At 59.8% G+C, this 14,094-nt stretch carries 17 protein-coding genes; 14 read left to right on the top strand and 3 right to left on the bottom strand.

All coding sequences use genetic code 11. The features are described 5' to 3' along the window. The first annotated feature begins 65 nt into the window (after positions 1 to 65). From HX898_RS26185 to HX898_RS26200, 4 genes are all read left to right on the top strand, one after another. On the top strand, positions 66 to 338 hold the full coding sequence (locus HX898_RS26185; RefSeq protein ID WP_180196194.1) for a hypothetical protein: 273 nt from the start codon (positions 66 to 68) through the stop codon (positions 336 to 338). A gap of 225 nt (positions 339 to 563) precedes the next feature. After that, the gene (locus HX898_RS26190; RefSeq protein WP_180196195.1) at positions 564 to 1,337 is read left to right on the top strand and encodes a DUF1376 domain-containing protein; all 774 of its coding nucleotides are present in this window, start codon (positions 564 to 566) and stop codon (positions 1,335 to 1,337) included. Between the two features lie 192 nt (positions 1,338 to 1,529). Continuing rightward, positions 1,530 to 3,113: a bifunctional DNA primase/helicase gene (locus HX898_RS26195; RefSeq protein WP_246697992.1), complete on the top strand. Its 1,584-nt coding sequence runs from the start codon at positions 1,530 to 1,532 to the stop codon at positions 3,111 to 3,113. 20 nt (positions 3,114 to 3,133) lie between these two features. Further along, the gene (locus tag HX898_RS26200) at positions 3,134 to 3,682 is read left to right on the top strand and encodes a hypothetical protein (protein WP_180196197.1); all 549 of its coding nucleotides are present in this window, start codon (positions 3,134 to 3,136) and stop codon (positions 3,680 to 3,682) included. 280 nt (positions 3,683 to 3,962) lie between these two features. On the opposite strand, the gene HX898_RS33570 is transcribed toward HX898_RS26200, so the two are convergent. After that, a complete protein-coding gene (locus HX898_RS33570; protein ID WP_180196198.1) occupies positions 3,963 to 4,097 on the bottom strand; it encodes a YHYH domain-containing protein in 135 nt (44 codons plus the stop codon). 163 nt (positions 4,098 to 4,260) lie between these two features. Between HX898_RS33570 and HX898_RS26210 the strand changes: the two genes are divergently transcribed. Then, positions 4,261 to 4,497 carry a hypothetical protein gene (locus HX898_RS26210; protein ID WP_180196199.1) on the top strand — a complete coding sequence of 79 codons (237 nt, stop codon included), beginning with the start codon at positions 4,261 to 4,263 and terminating at the stop codon, positions 4,495 to 4,497. A 188-nt stretch (positions 4,498 to 4,685) separates the two neighbouring features. Here the strand turns inward: HX898_RS26210 and HX898_RS26215 are convergent, their stop codons facing one another. Together HX898_RS26215 and HX898_RS26220 are read right to left on the bottom strand one after the other, a co-directional pair. After that, positions 4,686 to 4,973, bottom strand: a complete 288-nt coding sequence (locus HX898_RS26215; RefSeq protein ID WP_180196200.1) for a hypothetical protein — start codon at positions 4,971 to 4,973, stop codon at positions 4,686 to 4,688. A gap of 28 nt (positions 4,974 to 5,001) precedes the next feature. Further along, positions 5,002 to 5,799, bottom strand: coding sequence for a hypothetical protein (locus HX898_RS26220; RefSeq protein WP_180196201.1), 798 nt, complete (start codon positions 5,797 to 5,799; stop codon positions 5,002 to 5,004). A gap of 139 nt (positions 5,800 to 5,938) precedes the next feature. Between HX898_RS26220 and HX898_RS26225 the strand changes: the two genes are divergently transcribed. The 9 genes from HX898_RS26225 to HX898_RS26265 are packed head-to-tail and all read left to right on the top strand — an operon-like array spanning position 5,939 to position 14,084. Beyond that, positions 5,939 to 6,412, top strand: coding sequence for a terminase small subunit protein (locus HX898_RS26225; protein WP_180196202.1), 474 nt, complete (start codon positions 5,939 to 5,941; stop codon positions 6,410 to 6,412). Beyond that, positions 6,378 to 7,949 carry a terminase gene (locus tag HX898_RS26230; protein WP_180196203.1) on the top strand — a complete coding sequence of 524 codons (1,572 nt, stop codon included), beginning with the start codon at positions 6,378 to 6,380 and terminating at the stop codon, positions 7,947 to 7,949. The genes HX898_RS26225 and HX898_RS26230 overlap by 35 nt, the downstream gene beginning before the upstream one ends. After that, positions 7,949 to 10,030, top strand: a complete 2,082-nt coding sequence (locus HX898_RS26235; RefSeq protein WP_180196204.1) for a hypothetical protein — start codon at positions 7,949 to 7,951, stop codon at positions 10,028 to 10,030. The genes HX898_RS26230 and HX898_RS26235 overlap by 1 nt, the downstream gene beginning before the upstream one ends. Before the next feature lie 11 nt (positions 10,031 to 10,041). Then, a complete protein-coding gene (locus HX898_RS26240; protein ID WP_180196205.1) occupies positions 10,042 to 10,353 on the top strand; it encodes a hypothetical protein in 312 nt (103 codons plus the stop codon). A 35-nt stretch (positions 10,354 to 10,388) separates the two neighbouring features. Continuing rightward, entirely contained in the window at positions 10,389 to 11,480 is a 1,092-nt protein-coding gene (locus HX898_RS26245) for a hypothetical protein (protein WP_180196206.1), read from the top strand. Positions 11,481 to 11,499: 19 nt separating this feature from the next. Continuing rightward, positions 11,500 to 12,474, top strand: coding sequence for a phage major capsid protein (locus HX898_RS26250; protein ID WP_180196207.1), 975 nt, complete (start codon positions 11,500 to 11,502; stop codon positions 12,472 to 12,474). A gap of 22 nt (positions 12,475 to 12,496) precedes the next feature. After that, positions 12,497 to 13,282, top strand: coding sequence for a hypothetical protein (locus HX898_RS26255; RefSeq protein ID WP_180196208.1), 786 nt, complete (start codon positions 12,497 to 12,499; stop codon positions 13,280 to 13,282). A 10-nt stretch (positions 13,283 to 13,292) separates the two neighbouring features. Continuing rightward, positions 13,293 to 13,457, top strand: coding sequence for a hypothetical protein (locus HX898_RS26260; RefSeq protein WP_165448289.1), 165 nt, complete (start codon positions 13,293 to 13,295; stop codon positions 13,455 to 13,457). Between the two features lie 60 nt (positions 13,458 to 13,517). After that, positions 13,518 to 14,084: a hypothetical protein gene (locus tag HX898_RS26265; protein ID WP_180196209.1), complete on the top strand. Its 567-nt coding sequence runs from the start codon at positions 13,518 to 13,520 to the stop codon at positions 14,082 to 14,084. Positions 14,085 to 14,094 lie beyond the last annotated feature (10 nt).

Here is a 14,094-nt window from a genome sequence, read left to right on the forward strand (position 1 = left end):
TTTACGAGCGCGAAATATCATACATGTTAGCGATCGGTGCAGGAAACATCAAACAGGGTTAACGGATGGAAGACGAGCTCAGAGCTATTTTGCTCTCAACGGCAGAGGCCTACGCCGCGGTCGCCCGTTGCGGCATGACCACCGTCGCGCGCCGCGTCAAGAACAACGCGGCCTTTTTTAAGCGGTTGTCAGACCCGACCACGAGCTTCACGGCCAGATCGTTCGATGAGGTGATGGAGTGGTTCGCGGATAACTGGCCTCGCGACTGCCAAAGGCCCTTGGAACTCCTGCAGTGGGTCAAAGGGAGCCAAAATCGGTCTCGGACGGTGACCGCCTGATGTCGACCACCGAAGAGCAAACCGCTGCCTGGGAAGCTTACCGGCTGGCGAAGATCAGAGCCGATAGCTCCCTTAGCTTTCAGGACGGGCGCGCCGCGGCTTTGGCCTGGCGCGTGTTCAGCGACCTTTTCACGGACGATCCCGCGCCAACACCGGTCGACCTTCATCGGAATGTCGTGACTTTCCCCGCTTACAAGGCTCCCAACTCAGGAGGATCACGCCACGATGAACGAAGATCTTGACGTGCAACGGCTGCCCTACATGCCGCTGCAGATAGAGCGCCTTCGCAAGTCGAAGGCATGGCTACGCTGCAAGCGAAATCCCGAAATCGCCTTTTACATGGTGAACCTCTGGATGCGTGCCTGGCATGAGATCCCGGCCGGCAGCATCGAGGACGACGACGACGTTTTGGCCGATGCTGCCATGTGCTCCCCGGAAAAGTGGGAAAAGCTGAAAGATGAGATCCTCAAGGGATGGGATCGACGTGATGGGCGTGTCTGGCACAGCACTGTCATAGAGATTGCGACAGAAGCTGTCGGCAAACTTCGCATGAACAAATCGCGTACTGCGGCAGCTCGGGAGGCGCGAGAACTTCAACGTCAGTCTTCTGTGACAGACGTTGTGACAGAGAATGTCACTGGCCCTGTAACAGAGCACGAAGGGAAGGGAAGGGAAGAGAAGGGAATAGAAGATAAAACAACATCTGACGATGTTGTTGCCGCCGCCCCTTCGATTTCTCAGGATTTTGCCTTCGAAGCGCAGTCTATCCGGCTCACTGCAGCCAATCTGGAGCAGTGGCGGAAGGCGTTCCCGCATGTCGCGCTTGAGGCGGAGCTTTGGGCGCTGGACGAATGGGCGGGCACCAAGGGCAACAAGTGGTTCACTGCTGTCAGCGGCGCCTTGGCGAAAAAAGAACGAGCGGCGGTCGATCGCGTCAGCACTGCCGCAGCGGTTCGCGATCGAGGAGGCGGCCAACGGCGGGCTGATCCACGAATATGAAAACCATAGATCAGATCCTTCGCGAATACGGCATCCAGCTTAGGCGGGTGACCGCCGGCAACCAAAAAACAACCTGCCCGAAATGCTCGTCGAACCGGCGCAACAAGCGTGAGCCCTGTCTCTCCGTCCGGATCGATGCTGAAGGCGTCCAGTTCAACTGTCACCATTGCGGCTTCCATGGAGGCGATTTCTTTGACCAACATTCTCGGCCCGGCGGGCGCACTGGCATTCCAAAACCGGCAGATCGACCCTCAGGTCGCCGTTCTTTCCGGAGCCTATACGGGTAAGGCCGTCACTGGCGCCGACGGTAGTACTACCGTCGAACCGGATGCTGCAGGCAACATCGTCGTCTTTCCGTTCATTGATGGCGGCCGGCCTGTAGGTGAGAAATACCGGGCGCCAGGCAAGAAGTTCTGGCAGCGGAGGGGCGGCCGGAAGACCTTCTGGAATGCGGACTGCATGGACGATCCGGCGCTTGAGGAAGGGCATAAGGCGCTGATCATCACCGAGGGTGAGATTGATGGACTGACGGCGATTGACTGCGGATTCCACACGACGGTCAGCGTCCCGGACGGTGCGCCGCCGGTCAGAGATGGCGAAGATCCGGACCAGCTCGACGATGCTATTCCCGACGATGACAGCCGCGGGAAATTCGAGTTCGTCTACAACAACCGTCATCGAATCAAACGCATCAAGCGGTTCATTCTGGCGGTCGACAACGATCCTCCCGGGCGTAGGTTGGCAGCGGAGCTGGTCCGACGCCTCGGCGCCGCTCGATGCTCGTTCGTGACCTATCCCGAGGGCTGCAAAGACCTGAACGACGTGAAGATGATGCTTGGACCGGACGCGGTGGTCCGCGTCATCACGGAAGCCAAGCCATATCCCGTCAAGGGCATCTATCTGCTCTCCGACTATCCGGAGCTCGACGAGCCGGTGACCTATTCGACAGGGTGGCCGGACCTCGACGACTATCTCCGCGTCTGGCTGGGCGAGCTGATGGTGGTCACCGGTATTCCGGGCCACGGCAAGTCCACGTGGACCATGAACCTTTGCGTCAACCTCGCCCGCAAGCACGGCTGGCGCGTCGGCGTTGCGTCGTTCGAAATCCCGACGGTGCCGGCGCTGCGCTTCAAGCTGCGGCTGGCTGCGTCGGGGCTCGGCACCAAGCAATGGACCCGCGACGACGTGGCGGAAGCAGACGTGTTCATCCAGCAGCACTTCGTCTTCATCGATGCCGATCCAACTGGAGAGGCTGATGACGACATGACGCTGGAATGGCTCCTCGATCGCGCAGCGGACGCCGTCATGCGCCATTCGATCCGGGTGCTTGTCATCGATCCATGGAACGAGGTTGAGCATTACCGGCCGAAGGGTGAAAGCGAGACGCAGTACATAAATCGGGCGCTCCGCCAGATCCGTAAGTTTGCGCTTAGATACGGGGTGCTGGCGATCGTCGTCGCTCATCCGACGAAGGAACTCGGAAAGGGCGGCGAGGCCAGAACACCGACGCTGTACGACATCGAGGGGTCGGCAGCCTGGTACAACAAACCCGACCACGGCGTTGTCATCGATGTCCCCGATCCAGATCTCCATGAAACGGTGGTCTGGGTGAAGAAAGCCCGCTTCTCCTGGTCTGGCCGCAAGGGCGACGTGACGCTGGAGTACCTGCCGGAGACTGAGGGGTATCGGTCCCTGAATGGCTTTGCTCCGCTATGGAAGGCGGCGCAGGCCGACCATCAGCAGTATCGGCAAAAATCCACTGGCGGTGAATTTTGAAATCCATCCGAGGGACGAATATGTCTGAAAAGCGCAACAAGCAGAAGAGCGGACTGGAGTGGCAGCCGAAGATCAAGGTCGAAAAGGTCACCGTCGACAACCCGTTCTATTCCAAGGCTCACCAGGGCGTGGAAGCCAACCCGGTGAAGATCCAGGCGCAGATGAACATCCGCGAGAGCGCAATCGTCACGCTTGCCGCAAGGAAGCAGATCAACGAGGCGCAGCTTGCCGCGGCTACGCGCTTCAGGGCGCTCTATGAGGCCATGGGCGGGGCAGGGGCGGGGTCGTTCGACTATAGCCGCGAGCCGGTCGACGGCGGGGGATCTCGCGAGCCGTTGACGGAACAGCAGATCCGCGCCGGTCAGGAGCTGAAGCGATGCCGGGAAATTCTGGGCATTCGGGCCTACGACATCATGAGCAAGGTCGCCGGCCAAGGCTATGCGATCGGTGAGCTTGCCAAGTCGCATCGGGAGCGCACCACGCTTGCAGATTATCTAAAGGATGGCCTCGACGAAATGGCCCGCAATTGGGGCTATGAAAACCGTGGAGACAGGCGCAAGAGCGCGTGACCACTCTTGCGCCGTTACAACGAAACGGGTATAGATTATCTACAGTCGTGATTTGCGCAGGTCGGACACGCGCCGCTCAATCTCACCAAAATCCGAGCCACAAACCCCAGCCGTGGACTACCCCACTGGGAAGAAGATGGCCCCTGCTATCAGGAACCCCCACATCTGTTCCGTAAAGCAGACGTAAAGGTGATTGAGCCAGCCTGCCAAGATGCCCAACACGACCAGAAATCCCAGGAAATTTCCCATTGCGTTCCCTCCGCCCCCCAGGAGGGCGGTTTCAGTGACAGTGATAGCCGCCGGTCTTGTGATTGGTATGGCAGCCTTGCCCATCGGTTCCGCCACTGTGGGCGAAAGAGCTGATTGCAGACAACGCGAATACGGTCGCTGCAAGAGCGATTTGGAAGAACTTCATAGGTTGATTCCCCTCAACTGATTTACAGCTTCTAGTAAACCACTCGCGCGACTAGAAGTCGACCGTATTTCAACTTATGGGACTCATTTCTAACACGATAGTTAACAGCTGCAGCGTGTGACGATGCTATGGCGAATGTTTTCGATACTGAATGGAGACTGCAATGGACCCTTCAATTGCCCCGGCCTCGCGGGCCGCAGTGGTGACGCCGAATGATAGCGCCATTGTAGGTGCGCGCGCCCTCTATATCGGCACGGCAGGTGATGTCGCCATCGCGACGCGACGGGATATAGATCCTGTCATCTTCAAGAGCGTTCCGGCCGGGACGATCCTGCCGGTTCACGCGGCCATTGTGGCGCTCACCGGAACCACCGCCTCCAACATTGTCGCGTTGTTCTAGTGGACGACGGCAAGAACGTCCCGCTGAACGAGATCGGGATACAGGGTGGCGCCGCCAAGGTATCGCACCCCATTTTCAACTCCGCCCGTCCAGCCGATCAGAAGGCAGGTGGTGCGCAGAGCGCCGATCCAGGCGGATAAGCAGCAATCCGCACGATGGAAGAAATGCGCCCATTGGACAGATCGGTATTAGCGGCGACCGTCTCCGGTTCCACCATTGCCGTACCCACCGGGGTCACCGCTCCTCGCTGAAACAGCGTCTCGGTCGGCTATCTTGGCATCTGTAATCTCGACGGCCCGCTTCATAACATCGAGGTGGCGCTTGCATCGATCGATGTGAGCTGCGGTGATATCTACCTCTCCATCAGGTCCCTTCTGTGAGATGCGGAAGGCCGGGTTTTCCGTGATGAATTTGAGATTATCTTCGATCTCGCCGATGACCTTCAGCTGCTCTTCGCGATAAGCTTTGGGATCCATGAGGTTTCTCCTGAAAGTAGGTGTGCGGCTATAGCTTTGACTTCTTCTCGAGTAGGGCTCTCATGCCCGAGGTGAAGGATTTCTTAGCTTCTGCAGCTGCGGCAATCTGGTTCGCGAGAAATGTCAGGATCTCTCGGATGGTTTCTGCATTTGCCATGCAATCGCTATCGGATTGCGCATGCAAACCTTCACTCAGGGTTTCGTGAAGTAAGCGCAAAGGGTTCATACCGTCCGGGCGCAATACTGGCGGGATAAGGTCTTTGATGATTTCAATCTTTTCTGCAGTAACGCGGGTTGTTTTCGTCTTAGCAAGCGCATCGCTAAACTGCTCAAGTTCTGCTCCCCCTAAGAGCTGAGGTATCTCATCCAACAATCCGTCGATGGTCTCCTCAACGATGCGTCTATAGTAGGCAAACGCTCCGATCCCGTAACCCTGCCCCTCGCAGATGAGACCCTTCCGAAGGTAGCTACGATGGTCTCCAAGTAGACGTTCGACTTGTTTATTTCCTTGGATGTCCCACGGGGGAAATTGACCCACCTTCGTGACGCTGCTTAGATCTTCGCTGATGTGGATGTCAAAATGGCGAATTTGCCGGTTACATCCTGCGCAACCGTAATTAGCCTGCACGATTTCGTTATGGCAGGGAACGTTGATATATCCGCGTCCATAATTATACTCGGATATCATCAGGAATGTCTGGTCGTTGCGACATATCTCGCATTTCATCTTGATTGACGGTTTTGCGAGCAGGTCCATTGTCTTTGGGACCTTAATCGACAAGGGCCGATACAACGGATAGGTCTCTAGGAATACTTTGTCTGGCATACGTCCCCCTGCAGTGCTGAGGGGTGAATTTAAACTCGCGGTATTAACGCAAGGCAAATAGACGGGGCTGTCGCCATAAAGTTGAGGCACACGGCAGGCTCACGAAAGAACCGCTATCCGCCGATCAGAAGGCATGACTATGACAGGCAGACCCACGAAGTTCACACCGTCCCTGGCTGATAGCATCTGCGCACGTATCGCTGACGGTGAAAGCCTCAGGTCGATTTGCCGCGATGAAGCCATGCCGGCGAAATCGACCGTCCTCGCTTGGCTGGCAGAAGACGAGAAGTCTGCTTTTCGGACCAAGTATGCGCAGGCGCGCGAGATCCAGGCCGACGGCTTCGTCGACGAGATGGTCGAGATTGCCGACGACGGCACGAACGACTGGATGGAAAAGAAGAATGCCGACGGACAAACGACCGGCTGGCAGGAGAACGGCGAGGCGCTCCGACGCTCGCAGCTCCGCATTTCGACGCGGCAGTGGATTGCCGAGAAGCTGAAGCCGAAAAAGTATGGCGCCAAGGTCGAGCTGGAACACGGCGTGACCGGCGAGGTGTCGCAGCTGCTGGAAGCTATCAATGGCAAGACCCGCGGACTTCCAAGCGGCAGTTGATCAGTTCTCGGACTGGCGCTGGCGTCTGAACAATCTCTACTGGATCACGGACAAGGAAGGCAAAAGGGTCCGGTTCGAAATGAACTGGGCTCAGATGACGTTCTTCGAGCAAATGCATTACCTGAACGTGCTGCTGAAGGCGCGCCAGCTCGGCCTGACGACGTTCATTCAGATATTCATGCTCGACGCTTGCGTGTTCAATCGGGACATTCGCGCCGGCACCATCGCCCACACGCTCGGTGATGCGCAGACCATCTTTCGGGACAAGGTGAAATATCCTTACGACAACCTGCCCGAGGGTATCCGGGAAGCGGTGCCGATTGTCAGGGATAATCAGACGGAATTGCTCCTGGGGAATAACTCAAGCATCCGCGTCGGCACGTCTCTCCGATCGGGCACGCTGCAATACCTGCATATCTCGGAGTATGGGAAGCTCTGCGCCAAGTACCCGGACAAGGCGAGGGAAGTCAGGACGGGCGCGCTGAACACCGTACAGGCCGGCCAGCTTGTTTTCGTCGAGAGCACTGCCGAAGGGCAAGAGGGGCACTTCTACACGCTCTGCGAAGACGCCCAGGTCAAGCAGCGCCAGTCGTCGAAGCTGACGGAGCTCGACTTCAAATTCCATTTCTTCCCGTGGTGGAAGGAGCCGCAGTACTCGATCGCGCCCGATGGCGTCATCATCACTGAAGCGTTCGCCAAGTACTTCCGCACCCTGGCTGACCAAGGCATCGAACTGACGGACGGGCAAAAGGCCTGGTACGTCAAGAAGGCTGAAACGCAGCTCGGGGACATGAAGCGTGAATATCCGTCGTCGCCGGCGGAAGCGTTCGAGGCCAGCGTTGAAGGTGCATACTATTCGGATCAGATGGCGGTGGCCGACGCTGAGGAGCGCATAGGCATCTATCCGCATGTGGCGGGTTATCCAGTCCACACGATATCCGACATCGGCATGGACGACACGAACAGCGTCTGGCTCTTCCAGGTGCTCCCGAGCCGCGTCAGGATGATCGGCTACTTCGAACACACCGGCACCGGCATGGATGGCATGCTCGACGAGCTGGAGCGGCGGGCGAACGAGTACGGCTATGTCTACGGCGTGCACAACATGCCGCACGACATCCGCGTGAGGGAATGGACGCGCGGCGGCCTGACCCGCATCGAGGTGATGCTGGCAGAGGTCAAGGCGAGGAACCTGGGCACGGTCCGGAAGATCGAGCGCGCCTATGTTCACGACCGGATCAACGGCACGCGGCGCATCCTGGCCAAGATCGAGTTCGACCAGGCCGGATGCACTCAGGGCATCAAGTGCCTCAGGAACTACCGAAAAGAATGGGACGAGGATCTGAGCGTTTTCCGCGACGTACCCCTGCACAACTGGGCATCCCACGGCGCCGACGCTTTCGGCGGCCTGGCGATCATCTTCACCGGATTGGCGGCCGAACCGCTCAAGCCTGAACCAAAGCCGCTGCGGACGTTCCAGACCATGACATTCAACGATTTCGTCAACTCCACACCGACCCAAAGCGAGCACGTTTGATGGACGACGAAGCCACGACATTGCCGGGCGGTGAGAAGCACGACCTGGCAAAGGTTGGCGCGCACTGGCAGCAGGAGCTTGAGCGCGGACAGCGATACTTCAAATCTTGGATCGATCGCTGCACCAAGATTGAGAAGATCTACCTTCAGCAGGCCGACCAGCAGAGCGCAAAGCGCCGGTTCCCGATGCTGTGGGCGAACATCTCGGTTCTGCAGCCGGCCGTCTATGCCCGTGTCCCGCAGCCAGTCGTCGAGCGTCGCTTCAAGGATTCGCAGCCGGTGGCGCGCATGGCGTCGGAGCTGGTCGAGCGCAATCTAGCCTTCACCGCCGACGACGCGGATCTGGATTCGCTGATGCGGGCGGTGCGCGACGACTTCCTGCTCTGCGCCCGCGGCACGGTCTGGCTGCGGTATGAGGCAGATTTCGAGCCGCTCGACATAGGTGTTGAACCTTCGAATGCTCCGGCTTTGGACATGGAGGGGGACAACGGCGGCCCGACACCTGAGCAGATCACCGATGAACGGGTCTGCATGGACTACGTTCACTGGTCCGACTTCCTGCATTCGCCGGCTCGCCGCTGGAAGGATGTAACGTGGGTGGCGCGTCGCGTTCCCATGACCGACGAGGAATTCGACAAGCGCTTTCCCGAGGGGCGGGCAAGCCTGGCAGCGAACGGCGCCGGCTCCAATCACGGAACCAACCAGACCGAACGCGCTCAGAACGAGGGCAAAACCTACGTCTGGGAAATCTGGTGCAAGAGCGAGAATTATACAGTCTGGATTGCCGAGGGATCGCCTGTGGCTCTGGAGGTCTCGGAGCCGCCGCTGAAGTTGACGCGTTTCTTTCCGTGCCCGCGGCCGGCGTTCGGAACGCTATCGACTACCTCGCTGATCCCAGTGCCTGACTATGTCTACTACCAGGGCCAGTGCGACGAAATCGATATGCTCACCAAGCGTATCAACAAGCTGACGGATCAGCTTCGGCTGAAGATATTCTATCCCTCGGGTGACGGTTCGGTATCGCCGGCGATCGAAAAGGCGATGCGACCGGAGAACGATACGGTCATGGTTCCGATTCCGGAATGGGCCGCCTTCACTGACAAGGGCGGATCGAACGCTATCGTGACCCTGCCGATCGACCAGGTTCAAAAGGTCATCGTTGCCTGCATCGAGGTGCGCAAGCAGCTTGTCGAGGACGTCTATCAGATCACCGGTATATCGGACATCGTCCGCGGCGATACCCAGGCGTCGGAGACGGCGACGGCGCAGCGGATCAAGAGCCAGTGGGGTTCGATCCGCATCCGCGACCGCCAGGCCGAACTGGCACGGTTTGCACGCGATATCGTCAACCTCGCCGGCGAGATCATCTGCGACCAGTTCCAGCCGGAAACGCTGATGCTTGTCAGCGGTATTCAGCTTCCGACCGCGGCGCAGAAGCAGCAGGTCCAGATGCAGATGCAACAGCAGCAGATTGCGCAGCAGCAGGCAGCGATGCGCGCCCAGCAGATGGGGCAGCCCGCACCGTCGCCGCAGCCTCCTCAGTTGCCGCCTGAAATGCAGAAGATGATGGAGCAACCGACGATTGATGAAGTCGTGCAGCTGCTCCGCAATGACAGCGTGCGCGGCTTCAGGATCGACATCGAGACGGATTCGACGATCGAGCCGGACGAAGACGCCGAAAAGCAGCGCCGGATGGAATTCGTCCAGATGGTCGGCGGTTTCATGCAGCAGGCGGGCGCAATCGCACAGCAGACGCCAATGCTTGTGCCTGTGATGGTCGAGACGTTGCTGTTTGCCGCTCGCGGCTTCAGGGCAGGGCGTCAGCTCGAAAACACACTGGAGCAGGTAGGGGCGCAGCTTTCGCAGTCGGCGACCGCTCCCAAGCCTCCGCCGGAGCCCACGCCCGAGCAGATGATCAATCTGAAGACGGCACAGGTGAAGGCCGGCGCCGAGGAAAAGAAGGCCCAGCTCAGCGTTGCCCAAGCGCAAATCGAGCACCAGACCACGGTGGAGCAGGCACGCAGCGACATGGCCGCCCAGGCCCTGCAGCAGTTCCAGCAACAGCCGCCAGCCTATCAGTGAATGAGGGAAGCATGAGAGAACGATTCTGCCGTGTTTGCGGCGGCTGGCACCCGCTCGACAAATGGCCGCACAACTGCATGCCGGTGAAGAACCTTGCGCAGTCGGATCTGCCGGCGCCGCATTTCGTCAGCGACAGCATCGATATCCGGTCGATGCATGACGGCCAGCATTACACGTCGAAAGCTAAGCTGCGCTCCGCCTACCGCGCGGCCGGCGTGGTCGAGATCGGCAATGAAAAGCCTCAGCCGATCGAGACACCGAAGGCGGATCGAAAGGCGATCCGGAACGAACTGCGGCGAGTTCACGCCGAGTACAACGCCTGAACGGGCATCAATCCCCGAAATAGGAAACATCCGAAATGGAAGACCTGATTAACGAGGCCGGCAACGGCAGCGAAGACCTCGGCACGTCCAACGACAAGCCGTTGAGCATCCGCGACAGCCTCAAAGCTGCGATCGACAGTGCTGACGGTAATGTTTCGGCGTCCAGCAGCACGGATCGACAGCGCGACGAACACGGCCGCTTCGCTCCCAAGGAAGCCGACAAGAACACGGCGGCCCCACAGGCAGCGGCGACTGCACCAAAGACGGACCAGACGGCCGCAGCCGGCGGCGCTGCTCCAGCAGCCCAGCAAGCTACCCAGGCACCAGCCCAGGCGGCAGAGCAGCAGGCCGCGAGTACGCATCGCGTCCCGCCTGGCTGGGCGCCAGAGGCAAAGGCGCAATTCGGAGCCCTTCCGCCCGAGGTGCAGGCTGCCATCTCGAAAAGAGAACAGGAGGTCGACAACGGTTTCCGTGTTCTGCAGGACTACAAGGGGCTTGAGGAATTCACGCCTATCGTCAGGCAGGCCGGCACGACACATGCCGATGTCATGAGGAAGGCGATCGACTGGGAACAGTCGCTCATTCGCGACCCGGTCAACACCGTCATTCACGTCGCCAGGATGGCCGGCGTCAATCTTCAAGCCCTTGTCGCCGGCCAGCAGGACCAGATCCTGCAGCGCCGGCCGCAACAGGCTCAGCAACAGCCAACGCCTCAGCCCGTCAACGTCGAGGCCACGGTTGAACAGGTACTTCGGAAACGAGACACTGAAACTCAGGTCAATGCCTTCATTTCCGACCCAGCAAACGTGCACGCCGAAGCAGTTCTCGACGACATGGTCGCCCTTATCAGCGCAGGGCGCGCATCGTCGCTCAAGGATGCTTACGACGCGGCCTGCTGGATGCGCCCCGATATTCGTCAGCAGCTGATCAGCCAGGCTGCGCCGCCGAACACAGTTCCAGACCAGACGTCCCAAAAGGCAGCAGCGGCAGATCAGGCCCGCCGCGCCTCGCGATCGATTTCCGGCTCTTCCGCGCCTGGACCAACCCAGGGCGCTGGCGCCGGCCAACCAACCTCAATCCGCGATTCCCTCCGCAGTGCATTGCACGCCGCGAACGGTCGCGTTTGATCCAAAAGGAAAGTGATCCATGCCCGTTTCCCCCAACCTCTCTGAAATCGTGACCACGACGCTGCGCAACCGCAGCGGCACGGTCGCCGACGACGTGACGAAGAACAACGGACTTCTCACGCGTCTGAACAGCCGCGGCCGCAAGAAGCCCATCTCCGGCGGCCGCACCATCGTTCAGGAACTGCAATATGCCGAAAATTCGACCTTTCGCAGATATTCCGGATACGACATTTTGAATGTGCAACCGTCCGATGTGATTACGGCCGCCGAATACGACCTCAAGCAGGCCGCGGTCGCCGTCTCCATGTCCGGCCTCGAACAGCTGCAGAATTCCGGCGAGGATGCGATCCTCGATCTGCTTGAGCAGCGCATCGAGAACGCCGAAACAACGCTGAAGAACAACATCGCGCTTGATTGCTATTCCGATGGCACGGCCGATGGCGGGCGTCAGATCGGCGGGTTGCAGCTGTTGATCTCGACCTCGCCGACGTCTGGCACCGTCGGCGGCATTTCGCGCGCCACCTGGGGTTTCTGGCGCAACCAGAAATTCTCGGCCTCGGCCGATGGCGGTGCCGCCGCCTCGAACGCCAACATCCAGAGCTATATGAACCGGCTCTACATGTCCTGCGTTCGCGGCTCCGACGCGCCGGATCTGGTCGTCGCCGACAACAACTTCTTCCGCCTCTACTGGGAATCGCTGCAGGCAATCCAGCGCATCACCTCGGCGGACAAGGGCATGGCCGGCTTCCAGTCGCTGCAATACATGGGCGCCGACGTGATCTTCGATGGCGGCTTCGGCGGCGGTGCGCCACTCAACCAGATGTTCTTCCTGAACACCAAGTACCTGTTCTATCGCCCGCACCGCGACCGCGACATGGCTCCGATCGGCGACGAGCGCATGAACACCAACCAGGATGCCTTCGTGCAGCTCATGGGCTTCGCCGGCAACCTCACCATGAACAACGCCTTCCTGCAGGGCGTGTTGTTCGCCTGATCGAACGAAAGGATCAACTCCAATGACCATCGCAATTTCCCAGACCGATCGTCTTGGCGCGAACCCGTTCGTCGTCGAAGGCCCGATCGTTGCCGGCTCCGGTATTCCGGGCCCGAACTTCTCCCTCGGCGCTGTCGCCGGCGGGGATCGTGAATCCGAATGGGTCTATTGCCAGCTGGTGCTGGCCTCGCAGACGACCCTTCAGCCCGGCCAGTGGTTCCAGTGGACCCGGGATTATGTCGCCTCGCTGCTAACCACGGCAGCCGCCGTCGTCGGCAATCGTTGCGGCGTCTTCGCCGGGGCAAGCCAGGCACCGACGCAGTCCGGTGGACCGGCACAAGCAATCAGCCTTGCGGCCGGCACCTATTACGTCTGGCTGCAGCGCAATGGCCAGGCTCCGGCTCTGGTGACCACGGCAACGGCGGCGCTTGTCGTCGCGGAAACCACAGCGACGGCTGGCCTCGCCAATGCTCCCGCATCCGCAACGGCAACAACCAAGGCAATCGCGAATGTGAATTTCGCGGCAGCCAACCAGACCTTCACGGCAACCACGGTCAACGGCTCCAACCAGCTGACCGCACTCGGAAACGTCAGCCCCGCAGGAGGCCCGTTCATCGGCGCCGCCATCTCGGGTACCGGCATTCCGGGTGCCACCACCATCAGCGGGATCACCTACACCCCCTCGGGCACGATCCAGAGCATCACCATGTCCGCCAACGCAACGGCCAATGGCACCGCCATCACGGTCACAGCGACAGGCGTGCTTGAGGCAACGCTGATGCGTCCGTTCCTGTCGAAGGTGAACTAAGGAGGCTGAAATGTCCCTGATGAATGAACTTCACAAGAAAATCGCTGCCGACCGCGAGGCCGGCCGCGACATCTCCCCGGTGATCGAGGAATTGCTTCTGATGATCGCCGAGAAGGTCGAGCCGCCGGCCGCAAAGAAGGCAGCCCCCGCAAAGTCGACCGACACCAGCAAGTGATCAACGGCGGGCGCTTCGGCGCCCGTTTCCTTTCCCCGCCATCAACAGCGAGACAGCACCATGGCCGACAGCAACACCGGAATTTATGCCTCCTTCAGCCTCGAGCCGGTCGAACAGACCTTTCTGACGGAGAAGGAGGGCCGCCCGATCTTCGCCGACAAGGAATTCATCCGGATCTTCATCGCCGGCGACAAACACACCGAAGTCTATCGGGAGGTGACGGAGAACGACAAACAGCGCTTTTCCGACGCCTACAAGCGCTTCAAGGAAGGCGCCGAGGCCCGCGAGCAGCTTGTCGGCACGCCGCTGGCGCAGTGGCCTTATCTGAAGCCCAGCCAGATCAAGGAGCTGGAAGCGATCAATATCTATACCGTCGAGCAGCTCGCGGCACTCTCCGATACCGTCAAGCAGAAGATCGGCATGGGCGCGAACGAGCTCGTCGCTGCCGCGCAAGGCTATCTTGCGACCGCGCAGGACTCCCGGGCGGCTTCGGCCTTTGCCGCAGAGAACGAGCGCCTCAAGGACGAAGTCGGCCGCCTGCAGGAGCAGATGAAGGAAATGGCCTCGCGCTTCGAGGCGATGGAAAAAGAACGCCAAGGTGGCCGCGGCCGCGCAGCAGCAGCCTAAGCCGGAGATC

The organism is Rhizobium sp. WYCCWR 11128, from assembly GCF_013416305.1.
In the GTDB taxonomy this organism is placed as follows: domain Bacteria; phylum Pseudomonadota; class Alphaproteobacteria; order Rhizobiales; family Rhizobiaceae; genus Rhizobium; species Rhizobium indicum.

What these genes read in the sequence shown, in the direction of transcription:
- HX898_RS26230 (WP_180196203.1), top strand. Translation starts at nt 6,378, where the DNA reads ATGGCAAGACCCGCGGACTTCCAAGCGGCAGTTGATCAGTTCTCGGAC.
- HX898_RS26260 (WP_165448289.1), top strand. Translation starts at nt 13,293, where the DNA reads ATGTCCCTGATGAATGAACTTCACAAGAAAATCGCTGCCGACCGCGAG.
- HX898_RS26265 (WP_180196209.1), top strand. Translation starts at nt 13,518, where the DNA reads ATGGCCGACAGCAACACCGGAATTTATGCCTCCTTCAGCCTCGAGCCG.
- HX898_RS26250 (WP_180196207.1), top strand. Translation starts at nt 11,500, where the DNA reads ATGCCCGTTTCCCCCAACCTCTCTGAAATCGTGACCACGACGCTGCGC.
- HX898_RS26240 (WP_180196205.1), top strand. Translation starts at nt 10,042, where the DNA reads ATGAGAGAACGATTCTGCCGTGTTTGCGGCGGCTGGCACCCGCTCGAC.
- HX898_RS26185 (WP_180196194.1), top strand. Translation starts at nt 66, where the DNA reads ATGGAAGACGAGCTCAGAGCTATTTTGCTCTCAACGGCAGAGGCCTAC.
- HX898_RS26245 (WP_180196206.1), top strand. Translation starts at nt 10,389, where the DNA reads ATGGAAGACCTGATTAACGAGGCCGGCAACGGCAGCGAAGACCTCGGC.
- HX898_RS26225 (WP_180196202.1), top strand. Translation starts at nt 5,939, where the DNA reads ATGACAGGCAGACCCACGAAGTTCACACCGTCCCTGGCTGATAGCATC.
- HX898_RS26220 (WP_180196201.1), bottom strand. Translation starts at nt 5,799, where the DNA reads ATGCCAGACAAAGTATTCCTAGAGACCTATCCGTTGTATCGGCCCTTG.
- HX898_RS26235 (WP_180196204.1), top strand. Translation starts at nt 7,949, where the DNA reads ATGGACGACGAAGCCACGACATTGCCGGGCGGTGAGAAGCACGACCTG.
- HX898_RS26255 (WP_180196208.1), top strand. Translation starts at nt 12,497, where the DNA reads ATGACCATCGCAATTTCCCAGACCGATCGTCTTGGCGCGAACCCGTTC.
- HX898_RS26210 (WP_180196199.1), top strand. Translation starts at nt 4,261, where the DNA reads ATGGACCCTTCAATTGCCCCGGCCTCGCGGGCCGCAGTGGTGACGCCG.
- HX898_RS33570 (WP_180196198.1), bottom strand. Translation starts at nt 4,097, where the DNA reads ATGAAGTTCTTCCAAATCGCTCTTGCAGCGACCGTATTCGCGTTGTCT.
- HX898_RS26190 (WP_180196195.1), top strand. Translation starts at nt 564, where the DNA reads ATGAACGAAGATCTTGACGTGCAACGGCTGCCCTACATGCCGCTGCAG.
- HX898_RS26200 (WP_180196197.1), top strand. Translation starts at nt 3,134, where the DNA reads ATGTCTGAAAAGCGCAACAAGCAGAAGAGCGGACTGGAGTGGCAGCCG.
- HX898_RS26215 (WP_180196200.1), bottom strand. Translation starts at nt 4,973, where the DNA reads ATGGATCCCAAAGCTTATCGCGAAGAGCAGCTGAAGGTCATCGGCGAG.